General features: G+C 60.5%; 17 protein-coding genes and 1 pseudogene. 9 read left to right on the top strand and 9 right to left on the bottom strand.

Features of this window, described 5'->3' with window-relative positions:
- Positions 1 to 33 precede the first annotated feature (33 nt).
- Entirely contained in the window at positions 34 to 1026 is a 993-nt protein-coding gene (locus tag F8N96_RS33550; protein ID WP_224794169.1) for a LysR family transcriptional regulator, read from the top strand.
- A gap of 36 nt (positions 1027 to 1062) precedes the next feature.
- Here F8N96_RS33550 and F8N96_RS33545 read toward each other — a convergent pair whose 3' ends face one another.
- From F8N96_RS33545 to F8N96_RS33510, 8 genes are all read right to left on the bottom strand, one after another.
- Positions 1063 to 2277, bottom strand: coding sequence for an MFS transporter (locus tag F8N96_RS33545; protein ID WP_150801431.1), 1215 nt, complete (start codon positions 2275 to 2277; stop codon positions 1063 to 1065).
- A gap of 84 nt (positions 2278 to 2361) precedes the next feature.
- A complete protein-coding gene (locus tag F8N96_RS33540; protein ID WP_150801430.1) occupies positions 2362 to 3081 on the bottom strand; it encodes an IclR family transcriptional regulator in 720 nt (239 codons plus the stop codon).
- Positions 3082 to 3162: 81 nt separating this feature from the next.
- A complete protein-coding gene (locus F8N96_RS33535) occupies positions 3163 to 3540 on the bottom strand; it encodes a hypothetical protein (protein WP_412071836.1) in 378 nt (125 codons plus the stop codon).
- 50 nt (positions 3541 to 3590) lie between these two features.
- Positions 3591 to 3731: an MFS transporter gene (locus tag F8N96_RS33530; protein WP_150801428.1), complete on the bottom strand. Its 141-nt coding sequence runs from the start codon at positions 3729 to 3731 to the stop codon at positions 3591 to 3593.
- A 42-nt stretch (positions 3732 to 3773) separates the two neighbouring features.
- Positions 3774 to 4631 (bottom strand): sugar phosphate isomerase/epimerase family protein, encoded by an 858-nt coding sequence (locus F8N96_RS33525; protein WP_150801427.1) that lies wholly within the window; start codon positions 4629 to 4631, stop codon positions 3774 to 3776.
- A 67-nt stretch (positions 4632 to 4698) separates the two neighbouring features.
- Complete coding sequence (locus F8N96_RS33520; RefSeq protein WP_150801426.1) at positions 4699 to 5874, bottom strand: dihydrodipicolinate synthase family protein; 1176 nt, start codon at positions 5872 to 5874, stop codon at positions 4699 to 4701.
- A gap of 19 nt (positions 5875 to 5893) precedes the next feature.
- Entirely contained in the window at positions 5894 to 6664 is a 771-nt protein-coding gene (locus F8N96_RS33515; RefSeq protein ID WP_150801425.1) for a 3-ketoacyl-ACP reductase, read from the bottom strand.
- Positions 6661 to 7806, bottom strand: a complete 1146-nt coding sequence (locus F8N96_RS33510) for an acyl-CoA dehydrogenase family protein (protein WP_150801424.1) — start codon at positions 7804 to 7806, stop codon at positions 6661 to 6663. Before F8N96_RS33510 ends, F8N96_RS33515 begins: the two co-directional genes overlap by 4 nt.
- A gap of 190 nt (positions 7807 to 7996) precedes the next feature.
- Between F8N96_RS33510 and F8N96_RS33505 the strand changes: the two genes are divergently transcribed.
- A complete protein-coding gene (locus F8N96_RS33505) occupies positions 7997 to 9508 on the top strand; it encodes an acyl CoA:acetate/3-ketoacid CoA transferase (RefSeq protein ID WP_150801423.1) in 1512 nt (503 codons plus the stop codon).
- Between the two features lie 56 nt (positions 9509 to 9564).
- Here the strand turns inward: F8N96_RS33505 and F8N96_RS33500 are convergent, their stop codons facing one another.
- Positions 9565 to 10221 (bottom strand): TetR family transcriptional regulator, encoded by a 657-nt coding sequence (locus tag F8N96_RS33500; RefSeq protein WP_150801422.1) that lies wholly within the window; start codon positions 10219 to 10221, stop codon positions 9565 to 9567.
- A gap of 227 nt (positions 10222 to 10448) precedes the next feature.
- On the opposite strand from F8N96_RS33500, the gene F8N96_RS33495 reads away from it, so the two are divergent.
- The 7 genes and pseudogenes from F8N96_RS33495 to F8N96_RS33465 all read left to right on the top strand — a co-directional run.
- Positions 10449 to 11960, top strand: a complete 1512-nt coding sequence (locus F8N96_RS33495) for an aldehyde dehydrogenase family protein (RefSeq protein WP_224789562.1) — start codon at positions 10449 to 10451, stop codon at positions 11958 to 11960.
- A 37-nt stretch (positions 11961 to 11997) separates the two neighbouring features.
- Positions 11998 to 13650: a GMC family oxidoreductase gene (locus F8N96_RS33490; RefSeq protein ID WP_150801421.1), complete on the top strand. Its 1653-nt coding sequence runs from the start codon at positions 11998 to 12000 to the stop codon at positions 13648 to 13650.
- Between the two features lie 193 nt (positions 13651 to 13843).
- Positions 13844 to 14950: a sugar ABC transporter substrate-binding protein gene (locus tag F8N96_RS33485; RefSeq protein WP_150801420.1), complete on the top strand. Its 1107-nt coding sequence runs from the start codon at positions 13844 to 13846 to the stop codon at positions 14948 to 14950.
- Positions 14951 to 15036: 86 nt separating this feature from the next.
- Complete coding sequence (locus tag F8N96_RS33480) at positions 15037 to 15981, top strand: ABC transporter permease (protein WP_128869958.1); 945 nt, start codon at positions 15037 to 15039, stop codon at positions 15979 to 15981.
- A gap of 9 nt (positions 15982 to 15990) precedes the next feature.
- Positions 15991 to 17493: a sugar ABC transporter ATP-binding protein gene (locus tag F8N96_RS33475; RefSeq protein ID WP_150801419.1), complete on the top strand. Its 1503-nt coding sequence runs from the start codon at positions 15991 to 15993 to the stop codon at positions 17491 to 17493.
- A gap of 12 nt (positions 17494 to 17505) precedes the next feature.
- On the top strand, positions 17506 to 18453 hold the full coding sequence (locus F8N96_RS33470; RefSeq protein ID WP_150801418.1) for an ABC transporter permease: 948 nt from the start codon (positions 17506 to 17508) through the stop codon (positions 18451 to 18453).
- A 27-nt stretch (positions 18454 to 18480) separates the two neighbouring features.
- Positions 18481 to 18661, top strand: a pseudogene (locus F8N96_RS33465) (electron transfer flavoprotein subunit beta/FixA family protein); the annotation flags it as partial.

Below are 18661 nucleotides of genomic sequence, written 5' to 3'. Positions count from 1 at the left end.
GTCTAGGGAGCGGGGTGGCCATGCGGAAGCGTCATGAAGGCGATATCAAATACATCAAAAAGTGATGGCTTGGGCCGCGTGTGTCGTTTATGTTTCGACCTCTGGAACATGGGCGAGAGGACAAGGCCGATGAATCTCAAACAGCTGCAAAGCGTGCTGCTGATGGACGAGCTCGGGTCTATTTCCCGAACGGCGGTCGCGCTAGGCACCGCCCAGTCGCTGGTCAGTCGCCAACTGGCGCAACTGGAGACCGAGTGGGGCGATCAGTTATTCGTGCGCACCGGGCGAGGCTTGGTAATGTCGGACTTCGGGCGGCTTGTGCTGCCAGAAATCCGTTTGCTGCTGGCGCAGGCCGAGCGCCTGGAAACCTTGGTCAGGGAGTCCTCGGGCGTCCCGGCGGGGACGGTGCACATCGGTGTCCTGCCGTCGATGTCGAGAAAGCTGCTGCCGATGCTGTTCACTGAGTTGCAACGCCACGCGCCTGGCGTGCGACTGCATGTGGTGGAGGGGTTCAGTGGTGATCTGGATGAACAACTGGCGGCGGGCTCCCTGGACCTGATTGTCGTCAATCGGTATGGCCTATCCACCGCTCGCGACGAAGAGACGCTGGGCGTTGTCGATACCTACCTGGTGGGTAAGGCGGGAAGCCTTACTGGAGATGGAAAACCGATTGCGTTTGGTGCACTGGCGGGTTTGCCGCTGATTTTGCCTTCTCGGCCAAACGGATTGCGGACAACGCTCGACCAATTGGCGCGTAAACATCAGGTCGCTTTGAACGTTGCCATCGAGGTCGACACGTTGAACGCAATGAAGGATGTCGCGGCTGTCGGAGGCGCGTTCACGATCCTGCCTTTTCTGGCAGTACAGGACGATGTCGAACGCGGATTGCTGGATGCGGTGAGGATCGACAAGCCGCAGATAAAAAGAACGATTGCCTTGGCGTTCACTCACCAGCATCCGTTGTCCAAGGCGGCCAGAGTCGTAGGAGGGTATGTCCGTGAGTTGAGTCAATCCTTGCTTGCTTAGGGGGGCGGGCGTTCAACGGCAATAAAGACGCGGACTTCATTCATGTATTTCAACTTTGTAAGAGGCGCTGCGGCGTGCATGGCGCTGATCTTTACGATTGAGCGATACCAGCCAAACCAGCGGCAACTGTGCAAGGATCACCGTGACAACACCCGCCCAAGGTGTAAGGGCGATCTGCCCGTTGTTGACCAAGGCACTGCCGCTGGTTTCTCCCAGGGCGATGCCCAGGTTGAATGCCGAGATGTTCAGCGCCGAAGCGAAGACCACCGCCTGTGGGGTAAAGCGCTCGGCGGTGGCCAGCATCCCGGCCTGCGCTGCGGGAGACAGGCCGAAGGCCAGCGCGCCCCAGAAAAACAACATCACCACCATCGGCACTTGATAGGGCAGCAACAGCGCGACACCGGCCAGTACCACCGCCAGCAGTACGAAGATCAGGCGCAGTGCAGGTTGCCAGCCCATCGTGGCGGCCAGCCGGCCGCCACCGAGATTGCCCGCCAGTGTCGCGATGCCGAATACGACCAACAGCACATTGGCGGTGGCGGTGGAAAAACCGCTGATGTCGGTGAGGATCGGCGTGATGAAGGTGAATGCTGCGAAGCTTGCGCCGAAACCCAGCACGGTCACCGCCATCATCGCCAGAATCGCTGGATGCCCGAGTGCCGCCAGTTGAGTCAACGCCTTGCCCGATGGCGGCGTCGGCACGTCAGGCAACCATCGGACGGTAGCCCCCAGGGCCAGTGCGGCCAACAGCGCGACGGCATAAAACGGCAGTCGCCAGCCCAGGCCATTGCCCAGGAAACTGCCCAGCGGCACACCGACAACCATTGCCAGCGTCAGGCCGGCGAACATCGCGGCGATGGCTTTGCTTGATTGTCCCTTCGGCGCCAGGCTGGCGGCGACGGTGGCCCCGATAGCGAAGAAACTGCCATGGGCGAGCGCTGTCACAACGCGGCCTGCCAACAGCGAGGGGTAATCGGTGGACAGTGCCGCCAGCAGGTTCCCCCCCAGAAACAGCGCAATCAGCGTCAACAGCACCGGTTTTCGCGGCAGGCGTGCCAACGCCAGGACCGTCAATGGCGTACCGATGGCCAGCGCCAGCGCGTACAAACCTACCAGGCTGCCTGCGCGCGCCAGGGGGATGTCGAGGTCGGAGGCGATAGCGGGAAGAATGCCCACGACAATAAACTCGGCCATACCGATAGCGAAGGCGGTCACCGCCAAAGCCAGTACGCCGGGATGAATACGTTGCATTCGGGACTCCATTGAGTAAAACGACAGGGCCCCGATGATCCCGATGATTGCTTTTCAGGGGAATATGCCCCAAGCCATTGGTGACTAAAGTTTGAGCATGTCGAACATTTCCCGCATGGCCTGGGTTGCCAGCTTGTGCAGCGCTTTTTTCGGCAAGCGTGACGCCGGCGCCGCGACACCGAGTGCCGCGACTACCCGACCTTGCAAGCGCAGGGGCAGCGCTACGCAATTGAGCCCGGCCTCGGCTTCTTCCAGGTCCAATGCATAGCCATCCGTGACGATGCTTGCCAGTTCATTTTCCAGTTCCACAGGCAGCAATTGCGCTCGGCGCAAACTGCGGCGCAAGTCTTCGTCGAACGCCAGGAATATCTTGCCGATGGCCGAGGTGGTCAGCCCTGCGCGGCGCCCACGCGGACTGGCAACGCGCAGGCTGCCGGTGCCTTCAAGGGCGTCCATGTAGAAGTATTCGCGAGTGCCGCAAGGTGCCGCGAGAAAACAGGTTTCGCCAGTGCGTTCAGCCAGCGTGCGTAGTGCAGGGGCGAAGGCTTCGCGCAGTAACGCATCGGCGTCGTTCAACGGCTGCGCTATCTCCCGCAAACGCAAGCCCAGGGCGTAGTGCGTGCCGCGCCGGGCGATGTAGCCCATGGCGGCCAGGGTATTGAGCAGTCCGTGCAAGGTGCTTTTGTGCAAGCCCGATTGCGCCGCAAGGTCTACCAGGCGGATTTCGCCACCTGCCGCCGCGATGGTTTCAAGGATCATCATTGCGCGTTCGACGGACTGTATGCCTTTGTTCTCGTTGATCATGTGCGCAACTTTCGTTTTCCTGTGTCGAGTCTTCGGGCCACGAAGCGTTACGGTCTCGTGGCCCGGCCGGAGTCCTGGCGATCAGGATTTAAGGGGTTGCTGAAGCAAGGGCGCACCGCGGTTGGCCATCAATCGCATGATTATCCACGCCGTCAAGTAAGAACTCGCACACACAATGAAAATCAGGTTGTAGCCGAGGGTGAGATTTTCCAAGGCCTTGTAGTGTTCCAGAACGATGCCGACGATCAAAGGAAAGATCATCCCGCCCACTGAGCCCGCCGTGCCGCCAATGCCCATGACCGAGGCGACTTGCGAGCGTGGGAAGTTGTCTGCAACGGTGGTGAACAGGTTGGCCGACCATCCCTGGTGGGCTGCGGCTGCCAGGCTCAAAAGGCCAACCATGACCCACATATTGTCGATATAGCTGGAGAAACCGATCGGCAACACCAGCGCCGCCATGATCAACATCGCCCTGTTGCGTGCTTTTTCCGTCGACCAGCCAGCGCTGATCATCCGCGACGAAAGCCAGCCGCCCCCGACACTGCCGATAGAGGTGGCTTGAGCAGGCCGAGCACCTGGCGGTCGAGGTAATTGATGGTGGTGGCGAAAAACAACAGCGCACAGATTTGCCAGCGGTATTGATGGGACATGAGAGCCTCTCTCTTTTTATTGTTCTGCAGGGCGTACGAGGTTTAACAGCAGCCTTGCAAGCGTTCGGCACAGGTGTGCAGGACGTCGGCTTCGTCGCGTTTCCACCAGGTATCACGGGAAAATATTTCCACTTCGACGGCGCCGTCATAACCCGCCGTTTCAACCTGTTGGCGAATGCCGCGCAGATCAATCACGCCATCGCCCATCATGCCGCGGTCCAGCAGCAGGTCCCGGGTGGGCACCAGCCAGTCGGAGAGGTGCAGGCCCAGGATGCGTTTTTGCGCGCCGGCGCGTTGTATCTGCTCGGGCAGCTTGGGGTCCCACCAACAGTGGTAGACGTCCACCGCGACGCCCAGGCTGTGGCAGGTTCCCGGCTCCAGCATGTCGCACAGGTCCAGGGCCTGTTCCAGCGTCGACAGGCAGGAACGGTCTGCCGCATACATCGGGTGCAGGGGTTCCAGCGCCAGTGAAACCTGATGCTGCCTGGCATGCTCAAGCAGCAGGGCCAGGCCTTCGGCTACCTGATCCCGTGCGGCCGACAGGTCCCTGGAACCGTCGGGCAAGCTGCCGACCACCATGATGAACGAATGCGCGTGCAACTCGGCGGCCTCCTCGATGGCCCTGAAGTTGTCGGCCATGGCGGCGTCGAAGCCCTGACGCGTGGCGGCCGGAATGAAGGTGGAACGGCAATAGGCATTGACCTTGAGTCCGGCGTCGCGCAAGTGCCGGCGAACCTGGCCAGGCGAGCGGCCCTGCAAATCCCGGCGCCACGGGGCGACGTAGCCAAATCCCGCGCGGGCGATGAGATCCAGGGTCTGCTCGAGGGGCAGGCGATGACCGAGGGTGGCGGTGTTGATCGAGCAGCGATCGAGGCGGTTTTCCAGCGAAGGGTATGACATTGAGTTCTCCACGATTGCCAAGGGTTCAGTCGCGAAGCGGAGCCATTGCGGCGCTCCGCGGACAGCCTTAAACGCCGATGCCATAGAGCCCGAGGAAGGTTTTCATCCGGGCCACGGCCAGTGCCGGGTCGCTGAGCAGGCCTGCCTGGTCGGCGAGGCGGAAGATCTCGCAGAAGTAGGGCAGGGGCCGCATGGCTTGCTGGCCACCCAGCATGATGAAGTGTTCCTGGTGACCATTGAGGTAGGCCAGGAACACCACGCCGGTTTTGTAATACTGGGTGGGGCTGCTGAAGATCAATCGCGCCAGTGGCACGGTAGGGTCGAGGAGTGCGTAGTAACGCGCCAGGTCGCCTTCGGCCAAGGCCGCCAGTGCGTGGGAGGCGGCAGGGGCAATGGCATCGAAGATACCCAGCAAGGCATGGGAGAAACCTTGTTCATCGCCAGCGATCAGTTCCGGGTAGTTGAAGTCGTCGCCGGTGTACATTTTCACCGATTCAGGCAAGCGCCGACGCAGGAGGATTTCCTTCTCTTTGTCGAGCAGCGAGATTTTGATCCCGTCGACCTTGTCGGCATGCTCGTGAATGATTTCAAGGCAGGTTTCCACAGCCTCCTCATACTTCTGACTGCCCCAATAGCCCGTCAAGGCGGGGTCGAACATATCGCCCAGCCAATGCAGAATCACCGGCTCCCGTGCATCGGACAGCACTCGGCCATACACTTTTTTGTAGTCTTTCGGACCTTTGGCGACCCGCGCCAAGGCACGACTGGCCATGAGAATGATGCGTCCATCGAGCTTGTCGATGGCGCTGTGCTGTTCGTCGTACGCCTTGAGTACATCGTCAAGGCTGTTGGCATCACTTGCGGCCAACTGATCAGTGCCGCAGCCGGAAAAAATCACGGCATGCCTGATGTCGCGGGTTTCTTCGAGCGTGCGCCTGATCAGTTCCAGCGCCGTTGGCCAGTCAAGGCCCATTCCGCGCTGGGCGGTGTCCATCGCCTCGGCAATGCCCAAACCCTGCTGCAACAGGTAGCGTCGATAGTGAAGGGTTTGTTCCCAGTCGATGGCGGCTTTGCCGCCGGGCTGGCTTGCGCTGAACGGATCGGCGACGACGTGCGCGGCGGACAAGGCGATTCGGTTGGCGGGCAAGGGCCTGGCAGGCGGCAACAGCGGCTCGCCAGTCAATGTGTAACGCTGCAGCGGACGGTCCGCGTCAGAGGTCAACAAGTCGATAGTCAAAGGCATGGGCTTATCTCCTGGCAGATTAAAATTTCGGAATCAGCAGACCACCGTCCACCGGCACTGCCTGGCCGACGGTGTAGGGCAAGCCCCCCGTGGCCATGGTGGTGACGACACGCGCGACATCTTCGGGCTGTCCCCAACGCTTGATGGCAGTCAGGCCCCGTTCGATTTCAGTGTCGTAGCGCGCCTTGGACGGCGCCGTCATTTCGGTGGCGATCAGTCCCGGCTGTACCTCGTAGACACCGATGCCTTCATCCGCCAGGCGCACGGCGAACAGGCGCGAGGCCATGGACAAACCGGCCTTGGAAATGCCGTATTCGCCGCGCAAGGTCGAAATCGCGTGCACGTTGGAAGAGGTGATGGTGATGATGCAGCGATGCTGTTCGCACGGTACTTGCCGCCGTAGGCGGCGGGCGAACGCCTGGGTCAGAAAGAACGTGCCCCGGGTGTTCACCTGATGGCAGCGATCAAAACTCTGCGGGCTGACCTCCAGCAAGTCACCGCGTGACAGCACCGACACCCCGGCATTGTTGACCAGGCACGACAGCGAACCGATCGCGGCCTGTGCCGCGTCCAGCAGCGTTTCATGTTGCTCGATGGCCGAAATGTCGCCGGCCAGTGCAACGGCGTTGGCACCCAGATCGGCCGCCAGTCGTACGGTTTCCACCAAGGCCTCATCGACCTGCAGATCCGCCACGGCCAGATCGAAACCGGCTTGCGCCAGGCCCACTGCAATGGCGCGGCCGATGCCACCGCGTGCGCCGGTGACCAGCGCGGTAGGACGCGGCATCATGTGCGTGCTCCGTGATTGAACAGCTCGCGCGCGATGATCGTGCGCTGGATCTGGTTGGTGCCTTCATAGATCTGGGTGATCTTGGCATCACGGTACAGACGCTCGACTTCAAAACCACGGATAAACCCGCTGCCGCCAAACAGTTGCACGGCATTCGCCGTTTGCGCCACGGCGACGTCGGCGGCGAAACACTTGGCCATTGAACAGGCAATCGTGGCGTTGTCAGCGCGGTCCAGACGATCCGCGGCATCCAGTACCAGCAAGCGTGCGGCGCGAATGTCCTTGGCCATGTCCGCCAGGATCCACTGCAAACCCTGGTTTTCGGCGATGGGCTTGCCGAATTGTTTGCGCTGCGGCACGTACTCGAGCGCTGCTTCGAGACCTGCCTGAGCAATGCCGACCGCGAGCGAAGCGATACCGACCCGGCCCTTGTCCAGGGCACTCATCATGATGTGAAAACCACGACCTTCCTGGCCGAGCAGGGCATCGGCGGGCAGTTCGACGTTGTCGAAGTTCAAGCCGCCGACCTGCGACGCGCGTTGCCCCATCTTGTGTTCCTTGGGGCCTTTGGAGACGCCCGGCAGATGACAATCGACGATAAAAATACTCATGCCACGCTTGCCCGCTGCCGGGTCGGTGCGTGCCAGCACGAACGCCAGGTCGGCCACCGGCGCGTTGTGAATCCACAACTTCGAGCCGTTGAGCAGCCAGCCGTTCTCGGTGCGAACCGCCGTGGTGCGGATACCGGACACATCCGAACCGGCTTCAGCCTCGGTGATGCAGTACGCCGGATGTTGCTGTGCGCTCAGCAGTGACGGCAGAAAACGCTCGCGTTGCGCGGCGCTGCCGTGAACCGACAGCAAGGTGCCAATGAGTTCCAGCAGGCCGCACTGGTCGGCGACCGAGGCATAGCCGCGCGACAACTCTTCCATCACCAGCGCATAGGCAATGGTATCCAGGCCAGTGCCGCCAAATGCCTCGGGCACGGTGATGCCGAACAGGCCCAGTGCACCCATCTGCCGGTACAGCTCGGCGGGAAAACTTTCGTCGTGATCGAGCTTCTCGGCCAGCGGACGGATCGCCTGGTCGGCAAAACGGCGGGCCACGTCGCGGATCTGCAGGTGAGTCTCAGAAAGCTGCATTGTTTTTTTCCTTTCTGTTGCGCGATGGGAAAGACCTTCATCGCTTGGGTTGTGTTCTTTTTTCAGCTGGATTAAAGTGGATTTAAGTAACCAACCGGTTATTTATTTAATGCGTCCTTTCGGAAGGCGTCAAGCGCTCTCTGAAAAAATCGGTTTCGATTGCGGCAAGCGGATTGATGAGGAAAAAACAATGAAAAGAAGCTGTTCATCAGCGTCGGATGTGGCCAGCCGGATTGCCGACGGGGCCACCATCGCGGTCTGTGGTTCGGGGACTCTGCTGGAACCTGACGCACTGCTCGCAGCCATCGAGGATTCGTTTCTGCGTACGGGCCACCCCTGCGGGCTGACCGTGGTGCATGCCTTGGGCATTGGCGACGGGCAGGGCAGCGGTCTGGAGCGGCTCGCTCATGAAGGGTTGGTGACCAAGGTCATCGGCGGGCACTGGAGTTGGTCGGCCAAGATGCAGGCGCTGGCGCGCAATAACGCCATCGAGGCTTACAGCTTGCCCGCCGGGGTAATCATGAGTCTGATGCGCGAAATCGGTGCGGCGCGCCCGGGTCTGATTACCCATATCGGCCTCGGGACGTTCGCCGATCCGCTGGTTGCCGGCGGAAAATGCAACGCGCGGGCCACCGAGGCCATCGTCGAGCGCCTGGACATAGAGGGCAAGACGTACCTGCGCTACAAGCCGTTCAAGGTCGACGTGGCGATTGTCAGGGGCAGCCTGGCCGACCCGAGCGGCAACATTACCTTGTGCCACGAAGCGGCGGACCTGGATGCCTATGCACTGGCGCTGGCGGCCCATAATAGCGGCGGCAAGGTGTATGTGCAGGTTCGTGAACTGAGCGACAGTGCTTTTGTGCCGGCGCGACTGGTGCGGATTCCCGGCGTGCTGATCGATGAGGTGGTGGTCGTACCCGAGCAACGCCAGTGTGTGGCGGCTGATTACGACCCGGCCATCAGTGGCGAATGCCTTGCGCAATCGGCTGAGGCCGAGCAAGCCATTGCCGATGACATTCGCCGGATCATCGCGCAACGCGCCGCTGATGAATTCATGCCCGGCATGTCCTTGAATTTCGGGTTTGGCATCCCGGGCGGCATCCCTTCATTGCTCGCCGAACGCGGCCTGCAAGACAGCTATTGGGGCAGCATCGAGCAGGGCATTCACAACGGCCGGATGATGGGCGGCGCGATGTTTGGCGCCGCGCGTTACCCGCAAGCGATCGTGACGTCCCTGGATCAGTTCGATTTCTACAGCGGTGGCGGGGTGGACCTGGCGTTTCTCGGCATGGGCGAAATGGACAGCCAGGGCAACGTCAACGTGTCGAACCTGGGGGGCACGCTGGTCGGTCCCGGTGGCTTCATCGACATCACTCAGGGCGCGCGCAAAGTGGTGTTTTGCGGTGCGTTCGAAGCCAAGGGGCTGGAGGTGGCGAAGGTCGGCGTCGAGTTGCAACTCAATCGCCTCGGCGAGGTGCCCAAGCTGGTGGAGAAAGTCCGTCACATCACCTTCAGCGGCCCGCAAGCCATGCTCGCCGGACAAGAGGTGCTCTATGTCACGGAGCGTGCAGTGTTCAGGCTTTCGCCCGATGGCATCGAACTGATCGAGGTCGCACAAGGCATCGATATCCAGCGTGACGTGCTGGATCGCATGGCGTTCGCGCCGATCGTACGTGATGTGAAAGTGGCAGGGCTGGTGTGATGTCGGCCCCTTCTGGCTTGCACCTGAGCGAAAAGGGGCTGATGCGTCGCGGGATCTCAGTCGGGGCGCAGCATGCCGAGGATCGTCTGGATGTTGAAGTCGATCCGGGTTTGCAGCGCTTCGGGGGACATCAGGTCGAAGCCATAGATGATCTCGCCGGTGAAACGGTTGTTGAGGTAGTAGTAATTGATCGCTGCAATCGTGATGTTCAACTGGATCGGATCGATGCCTTCGCGGAACACGCCTTGGGCGACACCGCGATCAAGGATCTCGGCAACCATCGACACCATCGGCGCGTGCATGTCATGCATCTTTTCCCGGGAGCGCTTCAGGTGCGCGGCCTTGTGCAGGTTCTCGCTGTTGACCAGGGTCAGGAAATGAGGGTTTTTCAGGTAGTACTTCCAGGTGAAGCTCACCAGTTTGCGGATCGCTTCCACCGGTTCCAGTTCTTCGAGCTTGAGCTTGCGCTCGGCCTGGCGGATGTCTTGATAAGCCAATTCAAGCACGGCTTCGAACAAGCCTTCCTTATTGCCGAAATACTCGTAAATCATCCGTTTATTGGATTGGGCTCGCAGCGCGATGCTGTCAATGCGAGCACCGCCAAGGCCCAATTTCGCAAACTCGATTTTCGCCGCGTTGAGAATTCTCAGGCGCGTGGCATCGGAATCGCGAGTCGGTCGGGCCGGCGCCTCTTCGGTGGTTTTCCTGGGCATTTAAAACGCTCTCCAGAGCATAGGTACTGTTCCTCATACGCTGATAGGGATTGGCACAGCGATAAGGGCGATGAGCTTAGCCGTGGGGCACCCGGCTGACAAATAAAGCTTAGCCTGAGGCTTGCATGTAAACAACTGGTTAGTTATATATCTTTGGCTGGCAGCCCATTTTCTCCGAATTGGAGCATGGGCCGCCTGAATCGAACGCTGTGCAGAGGACGTTTTTTGTGAATAACAACAATGGCACCACCCGGCCCCATCAACTGCCAACGCAGCCGCGACGCTTCGACATGTTCATCGACGGGCAATGGACCCAGGGTTCGGCGCTCAAGCAGGTGACGCGCCTCAGCCCTGCGCACAATGTGCCGGTCAGCGTCTATCCATCGGGGGGCGTGGCGGATGTCGATCAGGCGGTGGCGGCGGCTCGGCGGGCTTTCGATCACGGACCATGGGCCAGATCCGCGGCGGACTTGCGTGCCACAGTGTTGCTGCAGACTGCCGCATTGATTCGTCAGAACAGCGAAGAACTGGCGCTGTGCGAAACCCTCGAGACCGGAAAGCCGATCAATCAGTCCCGTGGTGAAGTGCTCGCTGCCGCGGGTATCTGGGAATATGCCGCCGGGCAAGCCAGGGCGCTGCACGGCGACTCGTTCAACAACCTGGGCGACACCATGCTCGGGCTGGTGACGCGCGAACCCGTCGGTGTGGTGGGCCTGATTACACCGTGGAACTTTCCGTTTTTCATCCTCGCAGAACGTTTGCCCTTCATCCTCGCCTCGGGCTGCACCGTGGTGGTAAAACCCAGCGAGCTGACGTCCGGCACCACCTTGATGCTGGCCGGGCTGTTGAAACAGGCCGGCTTGCCCGACGGCGTGGTGAATATCCTGACGGGGCCGGGGTCGGTGGTGGGCCAGGCCATTTCCGAACATGCGGACATCGACATGGTGTCGTTCACCGGTTCCACTGAAGTCGGTCGCCTGACCATGGCCGCCGCTGCCGGCAACATGAAGAAAATCGGCCTGGAATTGGGCGGCAAAAATCCGCAGATCGTCTTCGCCGACGCTGATCTGGATGCCGCAGCCGATGCGATTGTCTTCGGCATTTGCTTCAACGCCGGGCAGTGCTGCGTCAGTGGCAGCCGCTTGGTGGTGCATCGCAGCGTCGAACAGCAATTGACCGAAAAAATAGTGGCGCTGATCGAAAAAGTCCGGATCGGCGACCCGCTGGAAGAGTCGACGCAGGTCGGTTCTATCACCGAGCAACGTCATCTGGAGCGCATCCTGGGTTACATCGAGCAAGGCCGCAAAGAGGGGGCCGAACTGGTTCATGGCGGTAGCCGGATCGACTCCGCGCAAGGGCTTTATCTGCAACCGACGGTCTTCAGCCAGGTGACTGCGCAGATGGTCATCGCCCGGGAAGAGATCTTTGGCCCGGTATTGACCATCACCGCGTTTGACGATTTCGACGAGGCCATGCGCCTGGCCAACGACACCCCGTTCGGCCTGGCCGCGAGCATCTGGAGTCGTGACCTGCAAACCTCATTGCAAGCGATGCGGCAAATCAAGGCCGGACGGGTGTGGGTCAATACCACCATTGCCGGCGGTCCGGAATTGCCTTCCGGCGGCTTCAAGCAATCGGGTATCGGACGGGAAACCGGTCGCTACGGGGTTGAGGAATACACTGAACTCAAGTCTGTCCACGTGCAGCTGGGTGAGCGTCCCCGCTGGGTTGAAGCCTGAACTCTGTCAGTACAAAAATAAGACTGGAGACAACAAAATGTACGATTTCGTCATTATCGGCGGTGGTTCGGCCGGTTGCGTACTGGCCGCGCGGCTGAGCGAGCCGGCGGATGTCCGAGTACTGCTGCTCGAAGCCGGGCCTGCCGACACCAACCCTTACATTCATATGCCGGTCGGCTTTTTCAAGATGACCGGCGGTCCCCTGACCTGGGGCTATGACACGGTGGCGCAGGGCGATATCCAGAATCGCTCGATCCTGTTTCCCCAGGGTCGGGTCCTGGGCGGCGGTGGCTCGATCAACGCGATGGTCTATACCCGAGGCAACGCCAAGGACTACGACGATTGGGAGCAGGAGGAGGGCTGTCGCGGCTGGTCTTACCGCGATGTGTTGCCGTATTTTCGAAGGGCCGAGGACAATGAGCGGTTCTCCAATGAGTACCATGGCACCGAAGGGCCCCTGGGAGTCTCCGATCTGATCACGGTCAACGAGCTGACGAAGGCGTTTGTGCGGTCTGCCCAGGAGGCCGGTATCCCGTATAACGCCGACTTCAATGGCGCCCGGCAAGAAGGCTGCGGCACCTATCAAGTCACGCAACGCGGCGGGCGCCGTTGCAGCGCGGCGCAAGGCTATTTGAGCAAGATTCGCAATCGACCCAACCTGACCATCCAGACCGAATGCCTGGTCACGCGGATTCGCATCGAAAACGGTCAGGCCACCGGCGTGGAGTATGTTCAGGGCAGTGGTTCACGGGAGGTGAAGTTCGCCGCGGCCGAGCGCGAAGTGGTGGTCGCCGCGGGCGCTATCGGCTCACCGAAAATCCTGATGCTGTCAGGGATCGGCCCGGCTCAGGAACTGGCCAGCCTGGGCCTTGCCGTGCAGCAGGATTTACCGGGTGTAGGGCAAAACCTGCAAGACCATTTCGACATCGATATCGTGTACGAACTCAACGGCTCGCAAAGCCTGGACAAGTACGCCAAACCGCACATGATGCTGATGGCCGGGCTGGAATATAAGCTGTTCAACAAAGGCCCCGTGACTTCCAACATCGCTGAGGCGGGCGCTTTCTGGTATGGCGACTCGCGCTCCAGCACGCCCGACCTGCAGTTTCACTTTTTGCCGGGGGCGGGTGTCGAGGCCGGTATCCCGCCGGTTCCATCAGGTTCCGGCTGTACGCTCAATTCCTACTTCCTGCGTCCTCGAAGTCGCGGCAGTGTCAGGTTGCGCAGCGCCGATCCGCTGCAACCACCGTCGATTGACCCCCACTACATCAGCGACCCATATGACCTGCATGTTTCGGTCGAGGGCATCAAGCTCAGCCGTGAAATCATGGCGCAGCATTCGCTGAGTCGCTACCTCAAGTCCGAGCATTTCCCCGGCAGCAGCGTACGCACCCAAGCGGACTATGAAGACTATGCACGACGCTGTGGGCGCACCGGTTATCACCCGGTCGGCACCTGCAAGATGGGGGTCGACGACATGGCGGTGGTCGACCCGCAACTGCGGGTGCATGGTGTACAGCGCCTGCGCGTGATCGACTCTTCGGTGATGCCGCGCCTGATCAGCGCCAACACCAACGCACCTTCTATCATGATTGCCGAAAAGGGCGCCGACCTGTTGCTGGGGCGTACGCTGGCGCCTTCCGAGGTGCAGGTCAGGGTCGGCCGTCAGTCCCGGGATCAAAGGGTATAAGGCGCGGGCTCCTGTGCATCGAACGCTGTTTTCGATGCGCAGGAACTTGATTCCGTTCGACCATCCGTAGATTTTTTTCCCCCCGCAATCGCTAAGGATTGCATCCTCGCTGCAATAGTTTTATAAATAACTAGTTGGTTACTAAAAATACAATAAAGCGCTAATCACCCGGTGCGGCGCACCCGGAGGTCACATGAATAACAACAATGAAAATGATCCAGCCCGGCTCCTGGAATTGAGCCGTCGCAAGCTGCTGATCGGAGCCGCCAGCCTGGCTGGAGTGGGCGCGGTGGCGGGCTTGTTTCCCACACTGCTGTGGGCCCGGACGACGCTGACTTTTTCCAACTCCTTCCGTTCACTGACCAACCCCTACCACGCGACTTTCAATCGGGGCGGTGAAACCTATGCCGCCAGTCAGCAGCTGCCGTATTCCCCGCTGGTCACCGAAGGCAACAGCCAGAAGGGCATCGCCGACATTCGCGCGTTGATCGCCAAGACTGACGGCAACCTCATCCTCAACGTCGAACCGAACGATTCCGCCGACGCCCGGGTCATCATCGAGCAATGCGTCAAGGCCGGCGTCTACGTCACGACCATCTGGAACAAACCGGATGACATGCATCCCTGGGATTACAGCCCGTATTGGGTGGCACACATTGCCGAGGATGGCGAAGCCGTGGGTGAAGCGGTGGCCACCGAGCTGTTCGAGGCGATGGGGGGCAAGGGCGGCATCGTCGCGTTGGGCGGTATCTTCAGTAACGTGGCCTCGATCGGCCGCCGCAGCGGTCTCGACGCCGCCTTGAAAAAATACCCGGACATCAAGCTGCTGGATTTCCAGGCGGCCGACTGGAGCGCCAACAAGGCGTTCCCGATCGTACAGTCGTGGCTGACGCGTTTTGGCAGCGAGATCAAAGGTATCTGGTGCGCCAATGACGACATGGGCATGGGCGCGCTTGAGGCGTTGCGCGGCGAAGGGTTGGCCGGGGCGATTCCGGTGGTCGGGATCGATGCCATCGAACAGGCCATAGAAGCCATTCGTACCGGTGAATACATCGCAACCTCCAGCCTGGACCCGTACTGGCTCGGCAGCATGGGGCTGGCCCTGGCCCATGCGGCCAAGACCGGTCGACTGGATCCGGCCAAAGAGCCTCACGAGCATCGCGAGTTCTATGTTCGTCCGCAGTTGATTACGAAGAATAACGTCGAGGCGTTTTACGCGACCAGCGTGAAAGCGACGCCGGCGGTCGATGTCACCGATTTCTGGGGACGAGTCGCCGGGCCCATCCGCTACAACTCGTAATCGTCCAGTCACGGTCCTGCTTGTTCCTGCAGCCCCTCGCCCCCTGCGGGGGGCCGTTTTTCATGTCTGTTTATGGAGTTATCGTCATGGTCCGCCTGCGACGGTTTTCATCGCTTATTGTCCTGCTGCTCATCGGCCTGATCATTGGTTCGGTCAATCCCAATTTCTTTGACCCGATGAACCTGGCGCGAATCGCCACCACCTCTTCAATCCCGCTGCTGATGGCGTTGGGTGGGATGTTTGTCATTCAAATGGGCAGTATCGATCTGTCCGTCGAAGGGGTCGTTGCGGTCTCGGCGGTCTGTCTCGCCTTGCTGATCGGCAACAACCTCAATAGTCACGCGATTGGCTTCTGGGCGCTGCCGCTGGCGATCCTGGTCGGTGCCTTGACCGGTCTTATCAACGGGCTGTTACAGGTCAAACTGCGAATCCCCTCGTTCATGGCTACCCTGGGCGTCGGCTTCGTCGGTATTGGCCTGGCCACGGCGCTACTGGAAGGCAACACCGTGCGGGTACTCGACATGAATATCCGTGCGATTGCCCTGCATCGTTTGATGGGCTTGCCGTTATCGGTGTGGATCGTGGTGCTGGCGCTGGGCGTCGCGCACTTCGTTTCCCGGCACACCGTATTGGGCCGTCACGCGTTGGCCATTGGCGGCGGGGAAGACCTGGCGCGACTCAACGGGGTTAACGTCAACCGCACGCGAATCACTGTTTTTGCCTTGGCCGGTGCCTTCTACGGGCTCGCGGCCATCCTCGCCGTTGCCCAGTTCGGGCAAGGGCATGCGTTGATTGCGCAAGGCCAACTGTTCACGGCGATCACTGCGATCGTCGTCGGCGGCGCCTCACTGGCGGGTGGCAATGGCAGCCCGTTGGGAACCTTGCTGGGTGTCTTGATCGTGGTGGTGGTCAGCAACGGCATGGTGCTGATGGGCGTCGCGCCTTACGTCCAGCAAGGTGTGCAGGGCGTGTTGATTATCACGGCTGTCGCCATTGCCCTCGACCGTGCGAAAGCACGGATCGTCAAGTGAGGAGGCCCCATGCTCACGCTCAATAATGTGTGTAAACGGTTTAACGGCATCACGGTGCTGAAGAACATCTCGCTTGAAGTGCGCAAGCACGAAGTGGTGGGGTTGATCGGTGAAAACGGTGCCGGCAAATCGACGCTGATGAAGATCCTGACCGGTGTCTACCAACCGGACGAAGGTCACCTGGAGCTGGACGGTTCGCCGATCGTGCTGGACGGGCCGCGTGGCGCAACGGCGAACGGCATTGCGATGGTGTATCAGGAGCAATCGATCCTGCTCAACCTGTCGGTGGCTGAAAACCTGTTCATGGGCCGCGAGGACGAGTTCTCGCGCTTCGGTTGTTTGAACTGGAAAAAACTGCACCGTGCAGCACGCCTGCAGTTGGCCAAAGTCAATCTGGATATTGATCCGGGCCTGCTGTGCAGTGAGTTGAGCTTCGGGCAACGGCAGATGATTGAACTGGCCAAGGCCCTGGCGCTGGAAGAGCGCACGGAGGGGCATTTGGTCATCCTGCTGGATGAACCGACTTCGGCACTCGAACAACGGGAAATCGACACCTTGTTCCGCTTGGTGCGGCAACTCAAATCCCGTGCATCGTTCATTTTCGTGTCCCATCGACTGGACGAGTTGCTCGACCTCAGCGATCGGGTTTATGTGATGAAGGACGGTGAAGTGGTAGCAGAGATGCCCGCGGCCGAGGCCTCGAAAGAGCGCCTGCACACCTTGATGGTCGGTCGTTCGCTTCACGCCGAGTACTACCGCGAATCCCTTCAGCAGCCGTGTTTGACTGACGTGGTGATGTCGGCCCGCGACCTGGCGCTGGAGGGCAGTTTCTCCGGCGTGGACTTCGAGCTGCATCGCGGTGAAATCCTGGGTATTGCCGGGGTCATTGGCTCCGGGCGTGAAGAGTTATGCCGGGTGCTGGCCGGTTTGATGCCCAAGAGTTGCGGTGAAATCCAGGTGCAGGGCCGTCGCCTGGATGGGGCGGGGCCGGGACCGGCGATTCGCGCCGGAATCGGCTACATCCCCCGTGAGCGCAAAGTCGAAGGCATCGTTTCAATGCTCAGCGTGGCGCAGAACATGACCTTGGCACGCATCGGCCAAGTGACCTCCTTTGGCCTGCTCGACGAGCGCAAGGAGCGCTCGATCGCCGAAGACTGGATCAAGCGCCTGAGCATCAAGACCCCCGGGCCCGATGCTTTGCTGCTCAACCTCAGCGGTGGCAACCAGCAAAAAGTGGTGTTGGCCAAATGGCGCAATGCCGGGTCGACGATCCTGATCCTCGACCACCCGACTCGCGGACTGGATGTGGGGGCCAAGGAAGACGTTTACCAGTTGATTCGCGAAATCACAGCCCAAGGTGTTTCGGTGATTCTGACCGCCGACACCCTGGAGGAAATGATTGGCTTGAGTCACCGGATCCTGGTCATGCGTGACGGTGAAGTTGCACAGTCCTTCGACTGCCTGCCCGGCGCCAAGCCGCAGCAGGTAGACCTGATCAAGCACATGGTTTGAGAGAGCACAGACATGCCCATTTCACTTAGCGGATTTCGTAGCCAGGCGCCTTTGTTCGCCTTGATTGTCCTGGTGGCACTGATCGCCGGGTATGACCCCGGCTTCATTCAACCCAGCGCTGTTCTCGGCCTGATTGCCGACACCTCGACATTGTTTGTCATGGCGACCGGTATCACCTTTGTGTTGCTGATAGGGGGGATCGACCTGTCTTCCCAGGCGGTGGCGTCCATGGCCAGTGTGATCGTTGCGCTGCTGTTGCCGGCCTACGGATTCTGGGCATTTCCCATTGGCCTCGGCCTGGGAATCGCGACGGGGGCACTCAGCGGACTGTTGCATACGTGGCTGCGACTCCCCTCGTTCATCGTCACCCTGGCGGTTGGCGGGGTCGTCACCAGCATCACCATGCTCGCGTCGAACAACCGAACGATCAATATCGACGGCGCCGAACGCGACGCCTGGTTTGGTTGGGTCAGCGGGCAGACCGGCGGCATTCCCAATGAAGTGTGCGTGGCGTTCCTGGTGTTGATGCTGTGCATTTTTCTGCAGCGCAAGACGGCCTTCGGGCGGTTCAGCAACGCGATTGGTGCTGGCGAACCCGCGGCCTGGGCCTCGGGTATCAACGTGACCCGCATCAAAATCATGACCTTCGCCGTCTCGGCCGGCCTGGCGGCGTTGTCCGGCATCATCATGGCCGGGCGGCTGTCCAGCGGTTCGCCGACGCTGGCCAATGAATTCCTGCTGCCGGCAATCGCTGCGGTACTGGTGGGCGGCACCGCATTGACCGGTGGCGTCGGGAGTGTCTGGCGAACGCTGATCGGTGCGCTGCTGGTGTCCGTCGTGCGGATCGGCATGACGTTTGTCGGTATCAGCGTGTTTGCCCAGCAGATTGTCTTCGGCGTGATCCTGATCATTGCCGTGGCCTTCACCATCGACCGTTCGAAGCTGCCGGTCGTCAAGTAATACATCCAGAAATGATGGAAAACAGCAATGAAAATCCTCGTGTCAATCAAACGCGTTGTGGATTACAACGTGAAAATTCGGGTCAAGGCGGACCATTCCGGCGTCGACCTCGCCAACGTCAAGATGTCGATGAACCCGTTCTGCGAAATCGCCGTGGAAGAAGCGGTACGCTTGAAAGAGCAGGGCATTGCCAGTGAGATCGTTGTCG

Origin of the sequence: Pseudomonas fluorescens (assembly GCF_902497855.1) — a bacterium.
In the GTDB taxonomy this organism is placed as follows: domain Bacteria; phylum Pseudomonadota; class Gammaproteobacteria; order Pseudomonadales; family Pseudomonadaceae; genus Aquipseudomonas; species Aquipseudomonas fluorescens_BI.
The sequence above is the reverse complement of the archived record's forward strand: the minus strand, read 5'-3'. Positions and strand labels throughout refer to the sequence as shown.

Bases quoted from the DNA above. Each gene is read 5' to 3' on its own strand.
- F8N96_RS33515 (WP_150801425.1), bottom strand. From the start codon at position 6,664: ATGATGCCGCGTCCTACCGCGCTGGTCACCGGCGCACGCGGTGGCATC.
- F8N96_RS33475 (WP_150801419.1), top strand. From the start codon at position 15,991: ATGCTCACGCTCAATAATGTGTGTAAACGGTTTAACGGCATCACGGTG.
- F8N96_RS33540 (WP_150801430.1), bottom strand. From the start codon at position 3,081: ATGATCAACGAGAACAAAGGCATACAGTCCGTCGAACGCGCAATGATG.
- F8N96_RS33520 (WP_150801426.1), bottom strand. From the start codon at position 5,874: ATGCCTTTGACTATCGACTTGTTGACCTCTGACGCGGACCGTCCGCTG.
- F8N96_RS33510 (WP_150801424.1), bottom strand. From the start codon at position 7,806: ATGCAGCTTTCTGAGACTCACCTGCAGATCCGCGACGTGGCCCGCCGT.
- F8N96_RS33525 (WP_150801427.1), bottom strand. From the start codon at position 4,631: ATGTCATACCCTTCGCTGGAAAACCGCCTCGATCGCTGCTCGATCAAC.
- F8N96_RS33530 (WP_150801428.1), bottom strand. From the start codon at position 3,731: ATGTCCCATCAATACCGCTGGCAAATCTGTGCGCTGTTGTTTTTCGCC.
- F8N96_RS33470 (WP_150801418.1), top strand. From the start codon at position 17,506: ATGCCCATTTCACTTAGCGGATTTCGTAGCCAGGCGCCTTTGTTCGCC.
- F8N96_RS33485 (WP_150801420.1), top strand. From the start codon at position 13,844: ATGAATAACAACAATGAAAATGATCCAGCCCGGCTCCTGGAATTGAGC.
- F8N96_RS33490 (WP_150801421.1), top strand. From the start codon at position 11,998: ATGTACGATTTCGTCATTATCGGCGGTGGTTCGGCCGGTTGCGTACTG.
- F8N96_RS33500 (WP_150801422.1), bottom strand. From the start codon at position 10,221: ATGCCCAGGAAAACCACCGAAGAGGCGCCGGCCCGACCGACTCGCGAT.
- F8N96_RS33480 (WP_128869958.1), top strand. From the start codon at position 15,037: ATGGTCCGCCTGCGACGGTTTTCATCGCTTATTGTCCTGCTGCTCATC.
- F8N96_RS33505 (WP_150801423.1), top strand. From the start codon at position 7,997: ATGAAAAGAAGCTGTTCATCAGCGTCGGATGTGGCCAGCCGGATTGCC.
- F8N96_RS33545 (WP_150801431.1), bottom strand. From the start codon at position 2,277: ATGCAACGTATTCATCCCGGCGTACTGGCTTTGGCGGTGACCGCCTTC.
- F8N96_RS33550 (WP_224794169.1), top strand. From the start codon at position 34: ATGAAGGCGATATCAAATACATCAAAAAGTGATGGCTTGGGCCGCGTG.
- F8N96_RS33535 (WP_412071836.1), bottom strand. From the start codon at position 3,540: ATGGCGGCGCTGGTGTTGCCGATCGGTTTCTCCAGCTATATCGACAAT.